Source organism: Flavicella sp. IMCC45668, assembly GCF_057219105.1.
Map to the genome: position 1 here is coordinate 3,154,672 of NZ_CM170114.1, position 21,523 is coordinate 3,176,194.

18 protein-coding genes and 1 tRNA gene are annotated in these 21,523 nt (G+C 33.0%); 13 read left to right on the forward strand and 6 right to left on the reverse strand.

Going from position 1 to position 21,523, the window contains the following annotated elements:
* The first annotated feature begins 15 nt into the window (after window positions 1-15).
* The 6 genes from AC2DZ0_RS12750 (at window position 16) to AC2DZ0_RS12775 (ending at window position 9,465) form a co-directional block, all read left to right on the forward strand.
* Entirely contained in the window at window positions 16-381 is a 366-nt protein-coding gene (locus AC2DZ0_RS12750) for a hypothetical protein (protein WP_484642201.1), read from the forward strand.
* 119 nt (window positions 382-500) lie between these two features.
* The gene (locus AC2DZ0_RS12755; RefSeq protein ID WP_484642203.1) at window positions 501-1,772 is read left to right on the forward strand and encodes a T9SS type A sorting domain-containing protein; all 1,272 of its coding nucleotides are present in this window, start codon (window positions 501-503) and stop codon (window positions 1,770-1,772) included.
* Between the two features lie 159 nt (window positions 1,773-1,931).
* Window positions 1,932-3,134: a T9SS type A sorting domain-containing protein gene (locus AC2DZ0_RS12760; RefSeq protein WP_484642204.1), complete on the forward strand. Its 1,203-nt coding sequence runs from the start codon at window positions 1,932-1,934 to the stop codon at window positions 3,132-3,134.
* Window positions 3,135-3,290: 156 nt separating this feature from the next.
* Entirely contained in the window at window positions 3,291-4,487 is a 1,197-nt protein-coding gene (locus AC2DZ0_RS12765) for a T9SS type A sorting domain-containing protein (RefSeq protein ID WP_484642205.1), read from the forward strand.
* A gap of 151 nt (window positions 4,488-4,638) precedes the next feature.
* Window positions 4,639-5,472, forward strand: coding sequence for an alpha/beta hydrolase (locus AC2DZ0_RS12770; protein ID WP_484642207.1), 834 nt, complete (start codon window positions 4,639-4,641; stop codon window positions 5,470-5,472).
* A gap of 48 nt (window positions 5,473-5,520) precedes the next feature.
* On the forward strand, window positions 5,521-9,465 hold the full coding sequence (locus AC2DZ0_RS12775) for a T9SS type A sorting domain-containing protein (RefSeq protein ID WP_484642208.1): 3,945 nt from the start codon (window positions 5,521-5,523) through the stop codon (window positions 9,463-9,465).
* A 50-nt stretch (window positions 9,466-9,515) separates the two neighbouring features.
* On the opposite strand, the gene AC2DZ0_RS12780 is transcribed toward AC2DZ0_RS12775, so the two are convergent.
* Entirely contained in the window at window positions 9,516-10,961 is a 1,446-nt protein-coding gene (locus AC2DZ0_RS12780; protein ID WP_484642209.1) for a sulfatase, read from the reverse strand.
* Between the two features lie 92 nt (window positions 10,962-11,053).
* Window positions 11,054-11,680, reverse strand: coding sequence for a CPBP family intramembrane glutamic endopeptidase (locus AC2DZ0_RS12785; protein ID WP_484642211.1), 627 nt, complete (start codon window positions 11,678-11,680; stop codon window positions 11,054-11,056).
* 250 nt (window positions 11,681-11,930) lie between these two features.
* Between AC2DZ0_RS12785 and AC2DZ0_RS12790 the strand changes: the two genes are divergently transcribed.
* From AC2DZ0_RS12790 to AC2DZ0_RS12815, 6 genes are all read left to right on the forward strand, one after another.
* On the forward strand, window positions 11,931-12,329 hold the full coding sequence (locus AC2DZ0_RS12790) for a hypothetical protein (RefSeq protein ID WP_484490446.1): 399 nt from the start codon (window positions 11,931-11,933) through the stop codon (window positions 12,327-12,329).
* 514 nt (window positions 12,330-12,843) lie between these two features.
* Window positions 12,844-13,236: a hypothetical protein gene (locus AC2DZ0_RS12795; protein WP_484642212.1), complete on the forward strand. Its 393-nt coding sequence runs from the start codon at window positions 12,844-12,846 to the stop codon at window positions 13,234-13,236.
* 129 nt (window positions 13,237-13,365) lie between these two features.
* Entirely contained in the window at window positions 13,366-13,764 is a 399-nt protein-coding gene (locus tag AC2DZ0_RS12800; RefSeq protein WP_484642213.1) for a T9SS type A sorting domain-containing protein, read from the forward strand.
* A 109-nt stretch (window positions 13,765-13,873) separates the two neighbouring features.
* Window positions 13,874-14,719: a helix-turn-helix domain-containing protein gene (locus tag AC2DZ0_RS12805; RefSeq protein ID WP_484642215.1), complete on the forward strand. Its 846-nt coding sequence runs from the start codon at window positions 13,874-13,876 to the stop codon at window positions 14,717-14,719.
* A gap of 82 nt (window positions 14,720-14,801) precedes the next feature.
* Entirely contained in the window at window positions 14,802-15,356 is a 555-nt protein-coding gene (locus tag AC2DZ0_RS12810; RefSeq protein ID WP_484642216.1) for a carboxymuconolactone decarboxylase family protein, read from the forward strand.
* Between the two features lie 23 nt (window positions 15,357-15,379).
* A complete protein-coding gene (locus AC2DZ0_RS12815; RefSeq protein WP_484490451.1) occupies window positions 15,380-15,748 on the forward strand; it encodes a cupredoxin domain-containing protein in 369 nt (122 codons plus the stop codon).
* 49 nt (window positions 15,749-15,797) lie between these two features.
* Here AC2DZ0_RS12815 and AC2DZ0_RS12820 read toward each other — a convergent pair whose 3' ends face one another.
* From AC2DZ0_RS12820 to AC2DZ0_RS12830, 3 genes are read right to left on the reverse strand one after another with little or no spacing between them, the layout of a single operon-like run.
* Window positions 15,798-17,336 carry a sulfatase family protein gene (locus AC2DZ0_RS12820; protein WP_484642218.1) on the reverse strand — a complete coding sequence of 513 codons (1,539 nt, stop codon included), beginning with the start codon at window positions 17,334-17,336 and terminating at the stop codon, window positions 15,798-15,800.
* 6 nt (window positions 17,337-17,342) lie between these two features.
* Window positions 17,343-18,839: a sulfatase family protein gene (locus AC2DZ0_RS12825; protein WP_484642220.1), complete on the reverse strand. Its 1,497-nt coding sequence runs from the start codon at window positions 18,837-18,839 to the stop codon at window positions 17,343-17,345.
* Between the two features lie 9 nt (window positions 18,840-18,848).
* Window positions 18,849-20,378 (reverse strand): sulfatase family protein, encoded by a 1,530-nt coding sequence (locus tag AC2DZ0_RS12830; protein WP_484642222.1) that lies wholly within the window; start codon window positions 20,376-20,378, stop codon window positions 18,849-18,851.
* 260 nt (window positions 20,379-20,638) lie between these two features.
* On the opposite strand from AC2DZ0_RS12830, the gene AC2DZ0_RS12835 reads away from it, so the two are divergent.
* Window positions 20,639-21,166: a hypothetical protein gene (locus AC2DZ0_RS12835; RefSeq protein ID WP_484642223.1), complete on the forward strand. Its 528-nt coding sequence runs from the start codon at window positions 20,639-20,641 to the stop codon at window positions 21,164-21,166.
* Between the two features lie 76 nt (window positions 21,167-21,242).
* Here the strand turns inward: AC2DZ0_RS12835 and AC2DZ0_RS12840 are convergent.
* Window positions 21,243-21,328: transfer RNA gene (locus AC2DZ0_RS12840), tRNA-Leu, on the reverse strand.
* Between the last annotated feature and the right edge of the window lie 195 nt (window positions 21,329-21,523).

Here is a 21,523-nt window from a genome sequence, read left to right on the forward strand (position 1 = left end):
TAAACCAAAACAATTATGAAGACTATCAAAAGAATTTTAGCAATCGCAGTAATTCTATTATCATTAACGAATGTAACTGCACAGAAGAAGACGTTAGAAGATAAAGCAAATGAAAAAATAGTTCAAATAGATAAATTTATTATTTCTGAAAATGAGAACTTGGGCTTAGAGGAAGAACAAAAGGAAAAAATGCTTGCCTATCAAGTAGGCATGCTTAAGGAAGTAAAAGATATAAAGTCGCAGGGGTTATCAGAAGAAGAAACCAAAGTAAAGTTGAAGGCTTTATATAAAAAAGCATACAAAGAAATGATTGTTGGAGTTTTAAGCAAAGAGCAGCAAACAGCCTTGAAAACTGCCAAAAAGAAAAATAAGAATTCATAATTACCCCCAACCGATTTTTCTAAAAGCGTTTTGTATATCATTGCAAGACGCTTTTTTTTATGAAATTATTTTTTTAACTTAAGTATCAGTATAATAGAATGTTAATTAAATAATGGCTTATGAAAAAAAATACCTTTTTTATTGTTTTATTTGTTTCTTTTGGTTTGGCTGCGCAAGGTACTTATACATTTGATTTTGAGAATTCTGATCCCCCAAATGATGTATGGACTGTAAACTCAGGATTGACTTCTACAATCAGTGATGGAGATCTAAATTTAGCATTAACAGAATCTGCTTCGAATCCCGTTTTTGGGACTACCACAGCAAATATCAATGCTGAGCTGTATCGATATGTAGCTATTTCTTTGAAGAACCCTTCTGCTGCCGGACCCACTTATTTACGAATGTCTTTTCCTAAAGAAGGAGGAGGTAGAAAATACATTAGTTTCGATATTCCCAATTTCCATTCAGATTACAAAACTCATGTTTTTGATTTGAGTAGCGAATCGGATTGGGAGTATACGATGAATGATATCAAGTTTCATTTTAAAAGCGCTGGAAATGCAGATTATAATGCTGGTGCTGGAGTAGAAGTAAATGTGAGTGAAATTGTATTTCATGAAGTGAGTTATAGCGGATATGTACAAAACCCTGCCTTTGAAAATGAGTTAACGTCTTGGAGTTTAGATACGGCAACGGCAACGGAATTCTATATCTCTGAAGGTGAGGGTGTAAGTGCAAGTAAGGCAGCTGAAATTGCTTTTGATGGAACACTTTCAAGTGGTGATATCAAATTAGAAAACAACTTTACCTATGAATTCGAAACCGATATTCCTGAAACATATACATTAGCCTTAGATTACTATCATAAAGCAACGGGTACGGCTGCAGAGGTACAAGTTTGTTTTAAGTTAAATTATAGTGACGGTATCGGAGGAACAAAAACCTTTTATCAAGGATGGGTGAGTCCTGGTGCTACTTACGCAGTTTCATCTTCTAACAGATTGCTTGATGATGGTGACTTAGCGGATAATACTTATAAAAGTGTTACTGTGTTTTTTAGGGCCAAAGGTGGAGATAATACTACCATAGCGTATTTAGATGATATTGTTACAAATATAAAAGATGAAAATGGCGATGAAATTCTTTCGATTTCCATGATCGATTCTAGAAAAGAGTCATTCTTGATATATCCTAATCCGGTGAGAGATGTATTGCATGTAAATACAATCTCAAAAAAAATAGAAATTTACGATGTTGTGGGGAATTTGATAACAAGAAAAGTTAATACGGATCGTATTGAGGTTGGATTTCTAAAAAGCGGAGCCTATATCCTTAAAAATCAGGATGAAAACGGGGCAATTATCTCCAAAGTTTTTGTGAAAAAATAACGAAATTATCATTTGTTAAGAGCCGCTATCCCAGTAAGATAGCGGCTTTTTGTTGTTGTGACAATTTGTAAACCATATCGGACATTAATGAAACCTGATAGTCATATTTGAAGTCTAATTTTGAAATATCAAATCAACTAATTATTAAATATTACTATCATGAAAAAAATTACACTTTTACTTTTATTAATGACCTCTTTGTTAGGGCATGCACAAATATCAAATGGAACGTTTGATTCTGATATTTCTGGATGGGTTATGCAGAATACTCCAACAGTATTTGAACATGATAATACTCTTGGGAACCCAGGAGGTTCTTTTAAGATTACAACTGCGAATGCTACGAACACAGGAATTAAATCATCACCAAATTCGGCAATAGCAGCTGGAGATTATATCATGAAATTTCAAGTTTATGGTACGGCGGGTGATAAAGTTCAAGCAGCTTATTATCAGGCTACTAATGGAACTGTTACAGGGTTAACATATACCATCCAACAAACAGGTCAATGGGAAGATTATTCTACAACCTTTACAGGTTTAAATGCTGAAAATGTAAATGTGAGAATTATTGGAAAAACAGCTGAATCAACTTATAATTTAGATAATGTCACTTTTGAAATGGCAAATACAGAAAATGGTTATGTCTCAAATGGTGATTTTGAAACGGGTAGTCTAGCTAATTGGACGCATACAGTTGATACCGAATCTTCAATGGGGTCTGTAGCTGGTTATAATAGCTCTGTTGCAGCAGCGGGATTGACTTTTTCTGCAGCACAAACTTTAGTTACGTATATTGATAACGATGTGTATGATTTTGGAGAGACTGTTTATCCAGATAATATCAATGTAAATTTATATGTTAAAACTTCAGATATTAACGTGAATTTTCAGATTGTTTTTAAACTATTTGATGCCAATGATATTAATTTAGGTTCCTTGACAACAGGTTCTTCAAACGCAACTGGTGTAAATTGGGAGCCATTGTCTTTTAATAAAACTAATGATATTGGAGGTTTTAACAAGATTCAAGTTCGTGTAAAGATTAAGGATGGTGCTCCTTTAAATGGAACAGTTGCTGTAGATGACGTGGTCTCTAGTTTTTCTTATGTTACTTTAGGACTAAATAACTCTCAAAAACAAAATATATCATTAAACTTATATCCTAATCCAGTACAGGACGTTCTTAATATTACCTCAGAGGTTGCTCAGATTTCTGTTTATGATATCCTAGGTCAGCCAGTTATTTCCTTTTCAAATGTTAGTAAAGTAGATACTTCAAGCTTAAAAAGTGGGTCGTATATTGCTAGAATTACAACACTAGAGGGGGAGATTGTTACGAAAAGATTTTTTAAGAAGTAGGAATTACTTCTAGTATAAAAAAGCATCACCAAATGGTGGTGCTTTTTTTTGTTTTGACCGAAAACAAACCTATTGTGACACTTATGAGACCTTTAAAAAGCAGATTCCTATTAGTTTTGAAGAGTAAACTAAACAATTAATTAAAACCAATATATCATGAAAAAAATTACACTAATTTTATTATCAATAGTTGCTTTTAATAGTAACGCTCAACTTTCGAATGGAGGTTTTGATACCGATGCCAGTGATTGGACGGGTCAAAATAGTGCTTCAATTTCATATGCCGGAGCAGAAGGGCAACCTGCTGGTGCTTTGTTTGTTGAGTCTGCTTCTTCAACAACTTCAGGTGCAAAAGCATCAAGTTTTGCTGTTGCAAATGCTGGAGACTATATTGTTAAGTTTGATGTAAAAGGAGATGATGGAAGTAAAGTTCAAGTTCAAATTTGGCAATCAGGTCCTGGTACCACAACAGGACTTACTTATACGCTTTCAGGAACAGGTTGGCAGCAAGTATCATCTACAATAAAAGGTGTGTTAAACTCAACGAATGTTAGTTTAAGAATAATCTCTAAAACAGCAGATAAAGATTTCTATATTGATAATGTAACTTTTCAAGAAGCTACAACTGAAGATATGTATGTGAGTAATGGGGATTTTGAAAATGCTTTGACAGATTGGTCTCATAATACAACAACAGATTCAAGTTTAGGAACCGTTGTAGGTAATGGAGGCGGAACAGGAGCTGCCTTAACTTTTAGTCAAGATCAAACTGTTGTTACCTATTTTGATAACGCAGTGTATGATTTTGGTAAAGAAGTTTCTACGGATAATATTGAAATTACCTTTGATGCAAAGTCAACGAATGCCTCTGTTCAATATCAAGCTGTTTTTAAATTGTTTGATGATGAAGATAACACATTAGGGTCTTTGTCTTCTGGTACTACAACAATTTCTGCTGATGGTAACTGGCATTCAATATATTTTAACAAACCCAATACCATTATACCATTTTCTAAAATTCAAGTTAGAATTAAAATTAAATCAGGTGCTGTTTTAAATGATGTGGTTTCAATTGATAATGTAACCTCAAATTTGTCTTATGTTACTTTAGGTCTTAATAATGGTCCAAGACAAGATTTATCGGTGGAAGTATATCCGAATCCAGTTCATGATGTGTTGCATATTTCAAAGGAAGTTGCTGTTGTTGAATTGTATAATGTTTTAGGACAGCATATTGAAACCTATCAAAATACCAATGCTATAGAGACTTCAAATTTGCAGAGTGGAAGTTATATAATTAAGCTTGTTGCAGAAGATGGACGTAGTGCCTCTAAAAGAGTATTCAAACAATAATATAAGTTTCATAACCTATAAAGTAGCACCGTATCATGCGGTGCTTCTTTTGTTTTTGACTTATTTCAAACCCTTGTTGACAATGTTTAGACCTTCTCTGAATACTTGCTTGCTAACTTTGAGTCAACTTAAACCCCATAAAATTTTTAATATGAAAATCATCTCTAAATTAATTTTCTTTTGCTTCTGTGTCACAGGAATGGCGCAACTAAAAATTCCTGAAATCAAACCTGAAGTGTTAGTTTACAAAACGGTGGATTCTATTCCGCTGCATTTATATATTTATAAACCTGAAAATTTTGATGCTAGTAAAGTTTATAATTGTATGGTTTTCTTTCATGGTGGAGGATGGAACGGAGGAAATTATAAAGCTTTTAAAAGACAGTCTTCTTACTTAGCGAGTAGAGGAATGATTGCGATTTCTGTTGAATATAGAATTTTTAATGAGCATAAAACAAGTCCCTTTGAAGCAGTTAATGATGCAAAATCAGCCATTAGGTATGTACGTGAAAATGCAGAGAAACTTCATGTGAATCCAGCTAGAATTGCCTCAGGCGGTGGTTCTGCAGGAGGGCATTTGGCAGCTGCCTGTGGTAATGTGGAAGGATTGGAAGAAGTTGGTGAAAACCTTTCGATAAGTTCAGTTCCAAATGCCTTGGTATTATTTAATCCTGTATATGATAATAGTAAAAATGGATATGGGTATGGGAAAGTAAAAGAGCGCTATAAAGAAATCTCTCCTTTGCATAATATTTCTAAAGGAGCCCCTCCAACTATTGTGTTCTTTGGAACCAAAGATAAAACTACACCTGTGAGTTCCTCTTTGGAGTTTGAGAAAAGGATGAAAGCTGTTGGCAGTAGATGTGACTTAATTTTATATGAAGATCAACCACATTCATTTTTTAATAAAAGTCCATATTTTGAGAAAACTGTTATTGCAATGGACGAATTTTTAGTCTCATTAGGATACTTATCGAAAAAATAAATCAAACTACTTATAACGATATCGTTTAAACCAACCACACTTAACTAAATGAAACTTACCAAATATATATATATGCTTTTTATGGTGCTTTCTAGCACTACAAATGCAAGTTCAATTGCTGATTTAATTCCAGACAATACAGCAACCCATACCGCTGTAAAATCCGGTTCTTGGTTCACACCTTCAACCTGGAGTACGAATACGGTGCCAACCTCTGGGGCTATTGTTGTAATTCCATCATCATATAGTGTTACTTATGAACAAAGTTCTGAGGAGCATATTTTTGCCATTAAAGTACATGGTACCTTTACAATGTCGCAAACAAATAGTGCAGCAACTACTAAATTAATAGTCGATACCTTTAATGGTACTATGATGTCTAAGATCTATATCCATGCCAATGAAACTACAGATGGGGATATAGATATTGTATTCAAACCTTTCGATATTGAACAGCATAAAAATGACGTAGAGAAAATTTATGATTTAGATTGGAATTCAAATGCAAAATCACATTTTTCTGATCAACAATTACATTATAAAGTAACCTATAAATTAACTACAACGGGAAACGTTGATCGATTTGATACTGCAGCAGAAGGAAATGCGAATACTACATTGTCAGAACATTCATCTGTTGCAATCGATGATGGTCCGGGAGTATATGGACGTTCAAGTTGGGATGCAGAACAGCTTTCTTTAGGACTTGCAACGATGGGACAAATTCAAGTACTTGGAAAAACAAAAACAACAAAAGTGAAATTGGCATCTGATGCGGCGAAAGCGCAGAAAACTGTCAATTTGGAGTTTGCTCCAGAAGGTTGGGAAGTCGGTGATGAACTGGTTATTACAAGCGGCGGAAACATAGATACAGCTTCTCGTGGGGTAGATCAAAAAACTATAGGTACATTAAACGGTACTGTATTAAATACTGCTGCGAATATCAATTTTAATCATGAAGGTAATGCTTTACAAGGATTGCATTGTTATATAGGAAATCTATCTAGAAATATAACTTTTTCGTCAGCAGATATTTCAGAGGTTTCAAGAAGAGGTCATGTAATGGCAATGCACAACCCATTGGATGTTCAGTTTCGATATGCACTTTTTAAGAATTTAGGAAGAACAGATAAGTCCAGAGTTGCAGATGATTTTTTGTATGATATGTGGTTGGAACCAAAAGTTTTTACCTCTAAACTGTCAGCGTTAGGACAAGAGTGTATGCAGTTAAAAAATGCAGATGCTAATAAAATAACAAACAGTAGAGGTAGGTATTCTATTCATTTACACAGGACAGGTGCTACTAATGGAACCAATGCAGCACATGTAGAAGGAAATGTTGTTTGGGGAAATCCAGGATGGGGAATTACGCATCATGATTCTCATGCTGAGATTGATGATAATATAGTTTATGAAGTGGCAGGTGCGGGTATCGTTTCTGAGGCTGGAAATGAAACTGGTTTTTGGGATGATAATTTGTTGGTTAAAATAACAAAAGCAAGACCCGGAACTGAGGATGCTTATACACCTGTAGAAGGGGAGAATTATTTTGATCCTGATTTTTATCATTCTGCATTGTTTTACGATGACTATTTGTTTAGAGGAGAAGGATTAGGAATGAGAGGTCGTGCAGTTGTTTGCAGAAATAATGTAATAACAGATTCTAATTTTGGAATTGGGGTTACAAATATCAATCCAGTATTAACGAATCTTCATAGAGTAGATCCTGCTGCTTTAGCAGAGCTTAGACCAAGCCATCAGGTAAATCATTTTCCGTTAGATGTGGATGGATTAAGTATAGAAGAAGATGGAGTAATGCCGGTTGAGGTTGCATTAATCGTGGAAAATACGGAGGTTATAAATACTTATAATGCAATGAACTCAATAGAAAGAGATATGGCTGTAAATCATGAGTCTAGATCTGTGTTTGATGGATTCAAATCATGGGGATGTAACATTGGACTTCAGTTAACCTATCAAGCGGATTATTCATTTAAAGATGTTTATATTTCTGGTAAAAATGAAAATTCACGAGCTATAGATTTGTGGAAACATTCTTCTAATCATTCTTTTGAAAATATCAAAATTGAAAATTGTGCAGCAGCAATAAGGGTATCCAAAGTTGTTGGATTAGGGACAGATTATCTTAATTTAAAGACTAGGAATAATGGATTTACACAATGGAGTTTTATCAATTATAGTGAGAGTAATGTAACAGAACATTATGAAATTGAGTTAGATACTGATGGAGGAACTTATAATTATACTGAACATTGCGATAATATAGTTTATTTAGATACTGAAGATGTTATGAGTACAAGACCTTTGGCATTTACCGTTACAGAAGAGGCTGATTTAGAAATTGACATAGCAAGTAATGATTTTAGATTTGAAGTGGATGGTTATATTTCTGACGCAATTGGGTTTTATAATTATGGAATTAAATCGGCATGGGCCCAAGGATCTTTAAGATTTGATTACCCTCAGCGAATTTATGAATTTGCATCTCAGGTAAAACTAGAAGAGTACCTGACAAAAAATGGAGTATATAAAGATGCTGCTAATGGAGATCAATTGTATTTTATTATCGAAGAGTCCGTTCCAGATAGAGTGTCATTTGAGTATAAAACAGTACCAATACGCGTGCAAATTTTAAATGCACCTAATACGGTACCCTATACAAATGCTACTTATGAAAGTGCGATAGCTTTGTTACCTCAAACGCAAATAATCAGTTTAGGAAAAACAGTGAGTCAAAGTTCTACTGCTACTGATCAGACCTTTGAAGGAGTTACAATTGAAACCCCTGCATCAAAAGCAATTGATGGTAATATAAATGGAAGGTTGCATGCTCAATTTTATCAAAAAGGGTTGGTTCCTGTTGGGTCTTCTGCATATACAAATATAGAATCTGAGCCATGGTGGGATTTGGATTTAGGTGAGAATTTTGATATTGAATCTTTCGAAATTTGGGGTACTCAAAAAATGAATGGAGCGAATAAGGGAACGGTATCAGATGATTTTAAAAACTTTTATGTTTTGATTGATGATGAGCCTTTTGGAGATGTTGATTTAGCAACTGCCAAATCAAACGCTTTGGTGTATTATTATAGAGGAACCGCAGGATCTAGGTTGTTTTCCAATGTTAATGTAGGAACTAAGGCGAGATATATTCGTGTTATGGGAGAAGGTTCTAGAAGGTTAAGTTTGGCAGAAGTTAGTGTTTTAGGAAAAAAGGAAGGAGATAGGTATTGTGATATTTTAGAAGAAGGAGGAATTGTAGTGAATGGCGATTTTGAATGTGATTTTGATTCAAATTGGGATTTTGCTGTTTCAGGAACAGCTGAGGCAACAAATTTTGATGGAGCTTCGGAGTCGTATGAAGGAGATCATAGTTATGGAGTTAATGTTACAACAGGAGATGGACATAACAAAGTTTCTTTAAAAAACACCATTTATTACAGTAGTTTAAAGGATAAAACACTTCGAATAAAATGTTATGCAAAATCACCAAACGCTGGAGCCACGTTTAGATATCAAGTTTCTGTCAAAAATACTCTAGGAGTAGTAACAAATAAAACCTCACCTGTAATGAATTTAGGAAGTGATTATGCATTGTTTGAATATGATATAGATATGGATGAAGATACCCAAGAAGTACAATTAAAAATTAACCTTGGAAAAGATCCAGGAACCTATTATTTCGATAATGTAACCGGGATAATCGATGATCCTTTGTCTGTTCCGTTTGAGAAGAATGTTAGTCAGAAGTTTTCATTTTATCCTAATCCTGCACAGGATAGACTGTTTCTTAAAAATTATGAGGGTTTAGAAGCGTTAGCCATTGTGAACACCACAGGACAAATCGTTAAAAAATATAGAATAACGAGCAATGAAATATCTTTAACGGGTTTACAAGAAGGTGTGTATTTGCTTCTAGTAACCACCAAGGAAGGTATTCAGTTTACCAAAAAGCTGGTAGTTTTAAATTAAAATGATTGTATGTATATTGAAAGAAGCCTAGGCAGAAACCTAGGCTTTTTTTATTCTGAAATTTGATGTTTAAAATTCTGATGCAGTAGTGTACTTAATTCTTGAATTTTACTTTTGAATTTTGGATTGTTGGCAATATTAATATTTTCGTCAGGGTCTTCACGATGATCAAATAATGTTTTAGCAATGGTAACATTGGTTTTTGTATTGATATACTCTGTATAACTGAAGGATTTTGTTTTTAAGGTAAATCCATTTCCTTTTTTAGTAAAAACAAAAGTTTTATTAGTTGTAGTGTTGTTCTTTAATATAGGGTAAAAACTTTTCCCGTCTAATTGATTTTGTGGAGGATTGATGCCGCAAATCTCTATTAGTGTTGGATATAAATCAACCAATTCAACCAAATTATCAACTGTTTTATTTTTAGTTTGGGGTGTTTTTATGATTAGCGGTACTTGCGAGGTTAATTTATGATTGGTGAATTTTGCCCATTCACCGTGCTCTTCAAGTAAATATCCGTGATCAGATACTAAAATAACGATAGTGTTTTTTTCAAGGTCAAGTGCTTTTAGTTGTTTGAGAATTTTTCCAATTAGAGCATCAACATAACTAACGGTGGCATAATACCCATGTATCAGTTGCAATGAAGTTTGGCTGTTAACAGGTCCTTTTTTAGGGATGTTTTGATAAGCTCTTAATTCATAAAAATTACCTACTGCGATATTAGGTATATTTTGTTGTTTAAAGTTATTATAAGGGTGTTTGATGTCTTCATTATGGTATAAGTTCCAGTAAGTGTCTGGAGCATTGAAAGGCAAATGATTTGATATAAAGCCTGCGGTAAGAAAAAATGGCTTTTTGGATTTTTTTAGTTTTTTAAGATCTCTTAAAACTTTTTGAGTCATTTTTCCATCTATGTAAGTTGAATCATGAACAGTGGCTTTCTCATATGCGGGGCCGTTGCCAGTATTTTTATAGATGTTTTTATTTTTAGTAGTTTGATAATCCTTCCAAATCGATTGCCAGTATTCAGTTGGACTTAGGTTATTGGTGTTTTTATCAAAAGCATAAGGTCTGTAAATTTCGTCCCAATCATCTGTATTGTCATCTAAATGATGGTATATTTTTCCGTTGGAAATAGTTGTGTAACCTGCTTTCTTAAATAATTTAGGAAGACTTATTGCGCTAGGAACTTCTTTGGAAGCAAAAGTATTATAATTTAAAAACCTATGAGAAGTTGGGTACATTCCAGTAAGCATACTTGCTCTTGAGGCTCCGCATACCGGAACGTTGCAATAGGCATTTTTAAAAAGTATACCCTCGGAGGCAAGAGCATCAATATTTGGAGAGCTTATATGTTTACTGCCATAACAATTAAGTTCAGGACGTAAATCATCCATATACAATAACAAGACATTTTGTTTTGTTTTGGGTTGAGCGATGGTAAGCTGGAAAAACCAGATAAATGCCAAATTGAATAAAACTGAATAACGCATAGAGTTGAATTAATGATTGTTACCCAAAAATATAGACAAACAAACTTAATAGGGTTTTCTCATTGTCGATATGGGTTTCATGAGCAACAAAATTATGGAACAGGAAAGCCTAATGCAGCTCCAAATCCTACTGTATAAAGCCAACAGCCATAAATGGCATGTTCTAAAGATACTAGCCATAAAGATCGGGTTTTTGCATAGGTAAATGCGAATACAAGACCACCGATAAAAGTAATTCCACTCACTAATATGTTATTAAAAAAAATATGACCCAATGAAAATACCATCGCATTAGAAATGATTAGCGCTGTGGGATTGGGGAATAATATCTTATATCGACTAAAATAAAAACTTCGATAAATTATTTCTTGTGGAATCACTGAAAGAAAAGAATAAACAGCGATAAAGGTAATCCACATTTTTGGATTGGCACGGATTACATTAAATAGATTCTCTGGATGCGTTGTTTTTAAATAAGCAATGGTTATGAAACTTAGAGCCAAAAAAATTATACCAATTTTAAGGCCAAGTTTTTTTTGGTAAGTGATCGAAGGACTTTTTAGGAAAGGGTATTTGGATTTAATTAAATAGGTAATTAAAAAAATAAAAAAGAATAGTCCTAAACCAATTTTTATAAAAATAGGATAGTCAAAACAAAATGAAATAGGAAGAAGAATGAATAAAAGTAAATATTCAATTGCCAATAATAATTTATTCATAGTTTTTTACTTTTTTGACTTATTAAAAGTAACAATTTTGTTCTGTTTAAAAGGGTTTTTAATAGAGTTTCCTCCAAAACTGATTTTTGGTAGTTTGGAGTTTGTCAAACAGCAATAAAATATTTGATTTTAACCTATTAATTATATGTTTTTGTAGTAGCGGTTAAAATAGTACATATTGTAGGCAAATTCGACAAGTTGTTTTTTTTAGAATGCCTCTATATTTGAGGTATAATTAAAACAAATAATTATGAAAAACACAATTAAAAAATTAATGGCAATGAGCATGCTGCTAGTGGGACTAGTTGCAACTGCTGAGAATGTAGATCCGAAACCAGTAATGGAAGTAACGTCTGTAAATGCAGACAGATTTGTGGTATTTGTTGAAGAATTAGAAGGTACAATGGTTATTCAAATAAAAGATGATATGGGAGTGTCCATGTATAGAGAAAAGGTTAAAAGTGGCGCTACTTATAAAAAGATGTATGATCTTTCAACAATACCTGAGGGTACTTACTACTTAAAAATTGTTGATGATGTTCATAGTAAGATTTATTCTATTGAAAAAAAATATGATCGTTTGGAAGTAAAAGTAAACTTTGAATCTCCTAAGATTGATAAAAAAGTACTCGCAATATTAATGGATTAAAAATACGTTTAGTTTAGTTTAGTTTAATTTGGTAAAGAGGGACAACAGTGTTGGGTTGTCCCTTTTTTATGTTTTAGGGTTTTTGAATATGTTTACTATTGTTATTTTTTCTACAAGAACAAATGAAAAATAGTAATGAATTATAAAAATGGTTTAAATAAGTTTGGAAGCAGGGAGGTCATTAATTGGTTTCCCTTTTTTGTTTTGTAATATATCTCTCCAAAAAGATTGGTTATCAAGTTCATTTAAGTGATGATAGTGGTAAATTTTATTTTTTTTCTCCAAAATGTGTAGTCAAATTTTCAAACTATTACTGTCCGAAAGATTTCTAAAAATCACAACCTGCTTATTCATAGGTTTTGTGCTGATTTAATATTTAAAAATGTTTGTTTTTACCCTGTTTTTTTATTGTTTTTGTGTTTTATGTTAAAATAAAACATATTTATGACAATAATCATGTGTTGCTTAGGATTAAACCCTTGTATCTTTGAAGTATAATTGAAAACAGAAAATTATGAAAAACACAATTAGAACAGTAATCGTAATGAGCATTCTATTAGTGGGAGTACTGGTAAATGCAAAGAATGTGGACCCGAAACCAGCAATGAAAGTACAGTCTGTAAATGCAGAAAAATTTACATTTTCAATGAAAGAAGTGAAAAGTGAAGGCTTACTTCTTATAAAAGATGCATATGGATTTGTAATTTATTTTGAAGATATGAAAGCCGGCACTAAGTTGCAAAAAACATATAATATTTCTAGCCTACCAGCAGGTATATATTATTTAGAAATTATTGCAGACGGTTATTCTAAAGAATACTCAGTGAAGAAAACGTACAATGAATTATCAGTGAAAATTGATATTCCTACTTATAATATGAATAAAAAAATGTTAGCAGTATTGTAGGTTACAAAAGAGGTTTAGTTTAGATAAAGGGAGGTCAGTTTATGATCTCCCTCTTTTTTTGTAAAAATTAGGGTTTTTGAATGTATTTAACGCTATCATAAATGAAAGCAATTTAAAAACAATTATATCATGAAAAATTTTATCGTAAAAACCATTGGAATTGGCATCTTGCTGTTGGGAGTAGCAGTAAATGCAAACACTATTGAGCCGTCTGAGACTGTAAGAGTAAGAACAATTGATGTTGATCATGTTTCATTAGCAACTGTACCCATTGAACACAAAACTAAAATTCAAATAAAAGATACCGAGGGTGTTGTTTTGTATGACGAAGAGTTGGAGGTTGGCAACACGTATAGAAAAAAGTTAGATATGACAGAGTTGCCTTCGGGCGTTTATTATTTAAAAGTAGTGGATGGACAAAATGCAACTGTTTACAAAGTTGAAAAGGGATATGAATCTTTAGAAATAGATAAAAAATACGCATCTCCTACTATAGATCAAGATATGCTGAACATTTTAAAAGATTAATGAGTTTAATATGCAAGAAAAAGGAATCCTTTCGGATTCCTTTTTTTTGTTTTAGTAATGAACTTAAATAAATTCGACTTAGATATGCATAGATTATAATTTGATTTTTATGAAATTTATTGGTTCTACGGAGGAGTATTTACATCTGGAAATTGTTACATCTGATACGTGTTCTGTATTAAAGGAAGTTGTAGAAAGTAGTTTGACCATTCTATGGTTTCAACAAGATGAAAACCATATTAAAATTGACGGAAAACAGTATGTGTTTCAAAAAAATCAAATTTTATACCTAACTGAATTTCATAAGGTAGAAGTAGCGAAAATTGATGAAATAAGATTTTTAAGATTCAATAGGCCTTTTTATTGTATTCTTGATCATGATATTGAGGTGAGTTGCAAAGGCGCTTTGTTTTTTGGAGCTTCACAACTTCCTGTTATTACCATAAAAGGTAAAGAATTAGATAAGTTTGAAACTTTATGGAAAATGTTTTTAATTGAAATGGAGGAAAATGATAGTCTTCAAATTGATATGCTGCAAATGATGTTAAAACGGTATTTAATTTTAGGAACTCGTATATACAAGCAAAAAGAAAAGTATCCAGATTTGATTGAGAATTCTGATATAGTAAGAGAATTTAATTTTTTAGTTGAAAAAAATTTTAAAACAAAACACAGTGTAGCAGATTATGCTGCATTATTATTTAAGTCACCAAAAACGCTCTCAAATATTTTTGCAAAAATGGGAGCTAAAACTCCCTTGCGATATATACACGATAGAAAGTTGTTAGAGTCTAGGAGAATGTTGATCTATACGGATCTAACAGTTAAAGAAATTTCATATGATTTGGGGTTTATGGATATACAATCTTTTAGTAGATTTTTTAAAAAATATGAGGGAGTTTCACCCACAGAATATAAGGAAAAACAGCACTTGGGAAAAATTGCTAACTCCTAGGGAATTTTGACCAACTTCTAAAATAGGATAGCGTCGCATCTTTGCAGTGTAAATAATTAATAACAATTAAAAAACTATAAAGATGTCACAATTTAACGTACCAACTAGGGAGGAAGTATCTCCAAAGAATCAAGAAATATTTGACTCCTTAAAATCAAAATTAGGCTTTGTTCCGAATCTTTATGCATACTATGCTAAAAGCGAAACTGCTTTGGCGGATTATTTAAGTTTTCAAAACAGAAAAACTTCATTAAAAGCAAAAGAAAAAGAAGTCATTAATTTAGTAGTAAGTCAAATAAATAACTGTAAATATTGTTTGTCTGCACATACTGTAATTGGTAAAACGAATGGATTTGATGAGAATCAAATTCTTGAGATTAGAAGTGGTTCTGCTTCTTTTGATGCCAAGTTAGATGTTTTAGCAAAAACAGCAAAAGCGATTGCGGAGCATAAAGGAAGAATTGACGCTGTGCAAAAGGCGGCATTTTTTAACGTTGGGTACACAGAGGAGAATTTAATTGATCTGGTCGTTGTTGTGGGAGATAAAACAATCAGTAATTATATTCATAATCTAGCTGATTTCCCGATTGATTTCCCGGTAGCTCAAGAATTAGTAAAAGAATCATTAGTATCATAAATAACATAAAAAAAAGTAATATCATGAAAAAATATATCCTATTCAGTTTTATAGCAGTTGTAAGTTTATTCTCAAACAATAGTGCTGCTCAAAAAGCTAAAACCGTTAAATTAGAACAAACCACCGGAGATTTTTCTGTGCATGGATTGGTCTTATCTGAAGGAGATTACATCTTTGAAATTGCAAATAACGGAGTAGATCACGAGGTAGGTTTTGTAATTGCACCTGAAGGTAAAACGGATCAAGCACATCATATCAAGGAAGCATATGTAAAAGAAACTATAAAAAACGGTAAGGTGTCAGAAACTTCTGTTGTTACTTTAACTAAAGGGAAGTATGTGTATTTCTGTCCTTTGAATCCAACGCCACAATATACCATTGAGGTTAAATAAATGGTATTAAAAAAAAAGAGTTTCTGTAGCTTATCAGAAACTCTTTTTTTTAATGTTTTTTCTTCTTTGAATTGGCTTTTAACATTTCGGCATAAGTACCGGTTAAAAATATTTGTTTGGATTTTGTAGAAGCATGCCTGTCAAATAATATTCCATATTTCTGATAATGATTGTCCTGAGTTGCTTCTTTTTGAATTTTTTTCAGTTGTTTGTCGTATAATGAGCGCATTTTTTTGAGCTGATTTTTATAGTCAGGATCTTTTGCTTTGTTGGTCATTTCTAAACGATCTTTTCCAATGTAGTAAAGCTCTTCTGTAGGGTTCATATGTTTGTCTCCGTATTGCCAATAGATATATTTCCAATCTTTGGTAACAACAGACATGGCCTGTATTTCATCATTCCCCCACATGTTAGCAAGTGCCATGGATTCTCTTTTAAATTTTTTTGGTTTTTCAATGAGTGTTTGAAGCTGTTCACCATCCATGGTTTTTAAAGGCTTTAATCCTGCATAATTTAAAATAGTAGGGGCCATATCAATATTTCCAGTAACAATTTCTCTTTGTATTCCTCTTTGGTTTTGAGGACTTCTTGGATCAAAAATTATCAAAGGTGATTTAGAGGCCTCTTCATAAGGAAGTACTTTTCCGGCCAAACCATGAGCACCACAACTATAGCCATTATCGCTTGTAAAAATGATAATTGTATTGTCTGCTAGACCTTGTTCTTCTAAGGCTTTTCTAATCATTCCCAAGGCATAGTCTACCCCATGAATTAATTGATTGTATTTAATGATTGCAGTTTGATAGCTCGCGTCAGAATCTCTCCAGAAATTATAGCTGTTGTATTGCCTTCCTGATTTTGCTTGAGGAGAGAGATGTGTCGCATTTTCTTTACCGTAATTTTTTGGTTTTTGATATTCTTTTCCTTTGTATACGTAATCAAAATAAGAATCTGGCGTAAACGGCAAGTGGGGAGCTTTAAAGCTGATGGACATACAAAACGGTTTGTTGGTTTTTTTTGCTTCAATCAAAAAATCTTTGGCCCAAGCGCCGTATGCACGTGTACTATGAGGGTATTTTTTAGCATATTTAGCAATATGTACGTTTTTTTCGGTTTTATAATTGGTTTGACCGAGTCCACCTGCCCAAACATCATAGGAATCGGTTGGTAAAACATCCCATGATTTGTCATCCCAGCTATCTCCATCAGACACTGCCATTCCGAATTTTCCGGCAAACCCCGTGAAATATCCTGCCTCTCTTAGTAAAACCGGGTATGATTTTTGGAATTTTTTTGTACGAAGCGGACCGTGCATAAAATTACAACCTGTTTTGTATTCATACATACCGGTTAATATGATTGCTCTACTAGCCATACAGATTGCAGTGGTATTGTAGTGATTTTTGAATAATACCCCCTCTTGTGCTAATCTATCCATATTCGGGGTCAATACTTGGTCATTCCCATAACAGCCCGTTGCAATACTTGTTTGATCATCGGATAATAGAAAAATAATATTAGGTCTTTTTTGAGCCGTAAGTTGAACTGTCACAAAAACGATACATAATTTTAGAATTGTATTTTTCATATGCTGTTATTCTTTTACTTCATATTGTTTGCGTAATTTTTTCAATTCTTTTTTTAGTTGAGAAATTGTTTTTTTCATAGAATTATCGCTATAAATATTGTTCATTTCAGAAGGGTCAGCAATTAAATCATAAAGTTCCCATTCCTCACCATTCGGTACATCTTCTCCATAAAAACGAATTAGTTTGTATTGTTTGGTAGAGACACCTTCATGTCGTCTTACGGCGTGTGATCCGGGATATTCATAGTAATGATAGTATAACGATTTTCTCCATTTTTTAGGAGTCTTTCCATTCATCAAAGGAACAAGACTTTTACCCTGCATTTCTTTGGGGATTTTTATATCGGCAATATCTAAGAAGGTTTCTGCAAAATCTATATTTTGAACCAGATCAGTATTGATGCTTCCTGGTTTAATAGTGCCTGGCCATTTTACGATTAAGGGCGTTCTAAAAGATTCTTCATACATAAATCTCTTATCAAACCAGCCATGTTCTCCCATATAGAACCCTTGATCTGAAGAGTACATTACAACCGTATTTTTATCCAATCCAGATGCTTTTAGATATGCTAAAACCCTTCCTATATTTTCATCAACACTCCAAATGCAACGCAGATAATCTTTAAGATAAATTTGATATTTTAATCGAGTTAATTCTTGTCCGCTTAAGTTGAGGTTTTTATATTTTTCTAACCTAGCATCAAAACGATCGTCAATACCTTGTTTTTTATGCCATTCTTTTTCTAGAGGAGCCATTTTTAAATCTCTATCTAGTGTCATGTCATGTAAAATACTCAAAGTTTGTTTGTGTGCAGCAGTAGTTCTACTGGCGTAATCATCGTGTAGGTTTGCGGGTTCAGGAATTTCCATTCCCTCGTAAAGTTTCATATGTTCTCTTTTAGGAACCCAAGGTCTATGAGGTGCTTTATGGTGCAGCATTAACATAAATGGTTTCTCTTTATGTCTTTTGTTTTGCAACCAATCTAGAGATTTGTCCGTGATAATATCGGTAGTGTATCCTTCGTATTTATTTTCACCTTCCTCTGATTTTAAAACAGGATTTACATAAGAACCCTGACCAATTAAAACCTCCCAATAATTAAATCCTTGCATGTCACCATCGAGATGTATTTTTCCAATCATGGCCGTTTCATAGCCATTTTTTCTTAGTGTCTTTTGAAATTGATCTTGATCATGATTGAATACAACCTTTTTAGTGTTATTGTATTTACCATGCATATGACTCATTTTCCCTGTAAGTAATGTAGCTCTGCTGGGTGCACAGATAGAGTTTTCTACGTAGCATTTGTCAAACCTCATACCTTCATTTGCTAGTTTGTCAATGTTTGGTGTCGGGTTGAGCGCAGCTAAATGTCCACCATAGGCACCAATGGTTTGATAAGAATGATCGTCAGAGAAAATCCAGATGATGTTTGGCTTTTCGTTTTGAGCAGTACTCAAACAAAATTTTGTCAAAAAAATAAAAAATATTGTAAGTCTCATAGGTAGGAATTAAAAGTGATTACCAGTTGGTTTTTTACCATCTCTAGTATCATTGTATTTTTTTAATAAGTAGTTTACTTTTCTTTGATATCTTTTGTTAGAGATAAGGTTTAATTCTTCATGTTCTCTAACATTATTATTCAAATTGAATAGGGCAACAGGAGTTCTGGTTTGATCCGTTTTATCTTTTTTGTCAAATTGAATAATTAACTTCCAACCGTTTTCAATAATCATAGTTTGTTTTGCGGACCCTCCTTGAAGCATCACATAGGGATGGGTTTTGGCTTTTTTATTTTGTTGTAAAATAGGTAGTAAATTATATGAATCGATTGCCTGATCATCTTCTAGTTTTATTCCTGCAATTGCTGCGATGGTTGCAGAAATATCCAGTCCTAATACAGGTTTGTTAGTTTGTGCGTTTCCTTTTATTCCTTTTGGCCAAGAAACGATGAACGGAACACGACTACCTCCTTCATAAGGATCATTTTTGCAACCTCTGTAAATATCACTAGGTTCGTGTCTTGCATTCCAGGTATCTCCATCTATATGCAGGCCTCCATTGTCAGAGGTGAAGATAAATACTGTGTTTTCATAAATTCCTTGTTTTTTAAGTTCTTGAACTAACATTCCCATCTGAACATCAAGTTCTTTAATCATGTCCATATGTTTTGAAGGAGTTGTACCTGCGATTTTGATGCCGTTAAGTTCGTCGGCAGGTGTGTGTGGACTGTGTACTGCTTGCGAACAATAGTACATAAAGAAAGGTTTGTCCTCTTTCGCTTTTTTAGAAATATAAGATACCGCTTTGTTAGCTAAAAGTGGACCTATTAATTTAGGGTTCCATTTTGAATCCCCTAGGCCTTGGTTTTTGTTGAGTTTTAGGCCTAGGTTTTCCATATACATTTTATTAATAATTCCAATTTGTGAATCTTTATACAAAGGGAACCATTGGTCGTTTTCATAAACTGCATAGGGTACATTTTGAATTCCCGATGGGAGGGTAAAGCTATAGTCAAATCCATTTTGCATTGGTCCACCTCCAATAATTTTTTCAATGTTTAAATCAAGGTCAATTTTATTTTTGTTTCTAGTTCTATAAGGTTCGTTTGCATTGGAATATTTTCCGAAATCGGTTCCCAAATGCCATTTTCCGATAAATGCAGTCTGGTAAGCTGCTTTTTTCATTAGTCTTCCGAGAGTTAATGTTTCAGGTGTAAACACGTTTTCTGCATATCCACTCCATACACCCCATGGTAACGGGCTTCTATAGTTATGATTTCCTGTCATAATCGCATATCTAGAGGTTGCACATAAAGCAGCGGGAGCATGAGCATTTGTGAAAAACATTCCTTCTGTTGCTAATTGATCAATGTTTGGCGTCTCTATTTTGATAGCATCTGAATGTAGACTCCTGTATTTTGAAATATCACCAGATCCAACATCATCTGCAAGAACAACAATAATATTTGGCAATTTTTGAGCAGATACTTGAATACTCATGCATAGCATAGGAAGTATTAGGATAAAGATTTTTTTCACAATAGTATTGTTTTAATATTTTCTTTAGCAAGATACAGTTCGTCCTTTGAAAAGAGTTGCTACGCATCTAACAAAAACTAATACATAACGTGTTGATGCTAGAACAAATGTTCAAATTATAGTATGAGTATAGTGTTTTGCTATGTTTTTAGTGATTGTTAAAATCAAAGTCCTAAAAAAGTTTGAAAAATTTGATTTTTAATTAGGGGTTTTCGGGATGTTTTACACTGTTACTAATAAGAACTAAAAAACATAAAAAAATGAAAAACTTAAGAATTAAATTTTATTTAGTAATGCTAATGCTTTTTGTTTTAGCGTCATGTGGAAAAAAAGAAACAATGGAAGAGTCTAGAAATGGTATCCATATTAACGGAACATTTCACAAATTTGAAACGTTGTGGATTCATGATGAAAATACAGAAAATAATACGGCAAGTGATATTGGATTTAGATTTTTTAATATATCGGATTCTAAAATTCAAAGTGGCAATGAGGTAACCGGTGTAACGCAATTGTATTTTGATATTTTAGATACAAGTTTGAAACAAAAGATGTATTCTAATGTTTTGGATTATAAACTTGAAGTAAATGGTAGGCTTAAAGATTTGAAATATTCAAATGGAACAGTTTTGTTGTTTGATGAAGATCTTGAGTTGAATGCGAATAGCACCACGGTAAGTATTGAAAAAATCTCAGGCAATCAAATAGAGCTTAATTTTTCTTTTGTTAGAAAAGACGGGAAGACTTATTCAGGCTACTATAAAGGAAAGTTTGTAAATAAGCATTGAGTTATCCTTTGTTTTATGGAAAACAAAATAGTTTCTAAAATAAAAAAACCTCCTAACAAAATGTTAGGAGGTTTAGTACTCGAGATGGGACTTGAACCCATACGGACCTTACAGTCCACTGGATTTTAAGTCCAGCGTGTCTACCAATTCCACCACTCGAGCGAGTGATTTAATTCGGGTGCAAATATATAACATTTGTTTCATATAAAAGCTTTTTGAGCGTAAAAAAAAAATTTTTTTTGCTCCTCAAATTAAGTACAATTGAAAAGGATAGAATCTGAGAAATTATCTTTTTGCTAACTTTTGTTGGAACTTAAATCTAATGTATTAGTTTTGTGAAGGAAACCTAGTTTTATA

Bases quoted from the DNA above. Each gene is read 5' to 3' on its own strand.
- AC2DZ0_RS12750 (WP_484642201.1), top strand. From the start codon at position 16: ATGAAGACTATCAAAAGAATTTTAGCAATCGCAGTAATTCTATTATCA.
- AC2DZ0_RS12755 (WP_484642203.1), top strand. From the start codon at position 501: ATGAAAAAAAATACCTTTTTTATTGTTTTATTTGTTTCTTTTGGTTTG.
- AC2DZ0_RS12760 (WP_484642204.1), top strand. From the start codon at position 1,932: ATGAAAAAAATTACACTTTTACTTTTATTAATGACCTCTTTGTTAGGG.
- AC2DZ0_RS12765 (WP_484642205.1), top strand. From the start codon at position 3,291: ATGAAAAAAATTACACTAATTTTATTATCAATAGTTGCTTTTAATAGT.
- AC2DZ0_RS12770 (WP_484642207.1), top strand. From the start codon at position 4,639: ATGAAAATCATCTCTAAATTAATTTTCTTTTGCTTCTGTGTCACAGGA.
- AC2DZ0_RS12775 (WP_484642208.1), top strand. From the start codon at position 5,521: ATGAAACTTACCAAATATATATATATGCTTTTTATGGTGCTTTCTAGC.
- AC2DZ0_RS12780 (WP_484642209.1), bottom strand. From the start codon at position 10,961: ATGCGTTATTCAGTTTTATTCAATTTGGCATTTATCTGGTTTTTCCAG.
- AC2DZ0_RS12785 (WP_484642211.1), bottom strand. From the start codon at position 11,680: ATGAATAAATTATTATTGGCAATTGAATATTTACTTTTATTCATTCTT.
- AC2DZ0_RS12790 (WP_484490446.1), top strand. From the start codon at position 11,931: ATGAAAAACACAATTAAAAAATTAATGGCAATGAGCATGCTGCTAGTG.
- AC2DZ0_RS12795 (WP_484642212.1), top strand. From the start codon at position 12,844: ATGAAAAACACAATTAGAACAGTAATCGTAATGAGCATTCTATTAGTG.
- AC2DZ0_RS12800 (WP_484642213.1), top strand. From the start codon at position 13,366: ATGAAAAATTTTATCGTAAAAACCATTGGAATTGGCATCTTGCTGTTG.
- AC2DZ0_RS12805 (WP_484642215.1), top strand. From the start codon at position 13,874: ATGAAATTTATTGGTTCTACGGAGGAGTATTTACATCTGGAAATTGTT.
- AC2DZ0_RS12810 (WP_484642216.1), top strand. From the start codon at position 14,802: ATGTCACAATTTAACGTACCAACTAGGGAGGAAGTATCTCCAAAGAAT.
- AC2DZ0_RS12815 (WP_484490451.1), top strand. From the start codon at position 15,380: ATGAAAAAATATATCCTATTCAGTTTTATAGCAGTTGTAAGTTTATTC.
- AC2DZ0_RS12820 (WP_484642218.1), bottom strand. From the start codon at position 17,336: ATGAAAAATACAATTCTAAAATTATGTATCGTTTTTGTGACAGTTCAA.
- AC2DZ0_RS12825 (WP_484642220.1), bottom strand. From the start codon at position 18,839: ATGAGACTTACAATATTTTTTATTTTTTTGACAAAATTTTGTTTGAGT.
- AC2DZ0_RS12835 (WP_484642223.1), top strand. From the start codon at position 20,639: ATGAAAAACTTAAGAATTAAATTTTATTTAGTAATGCTAATGCTTTTT.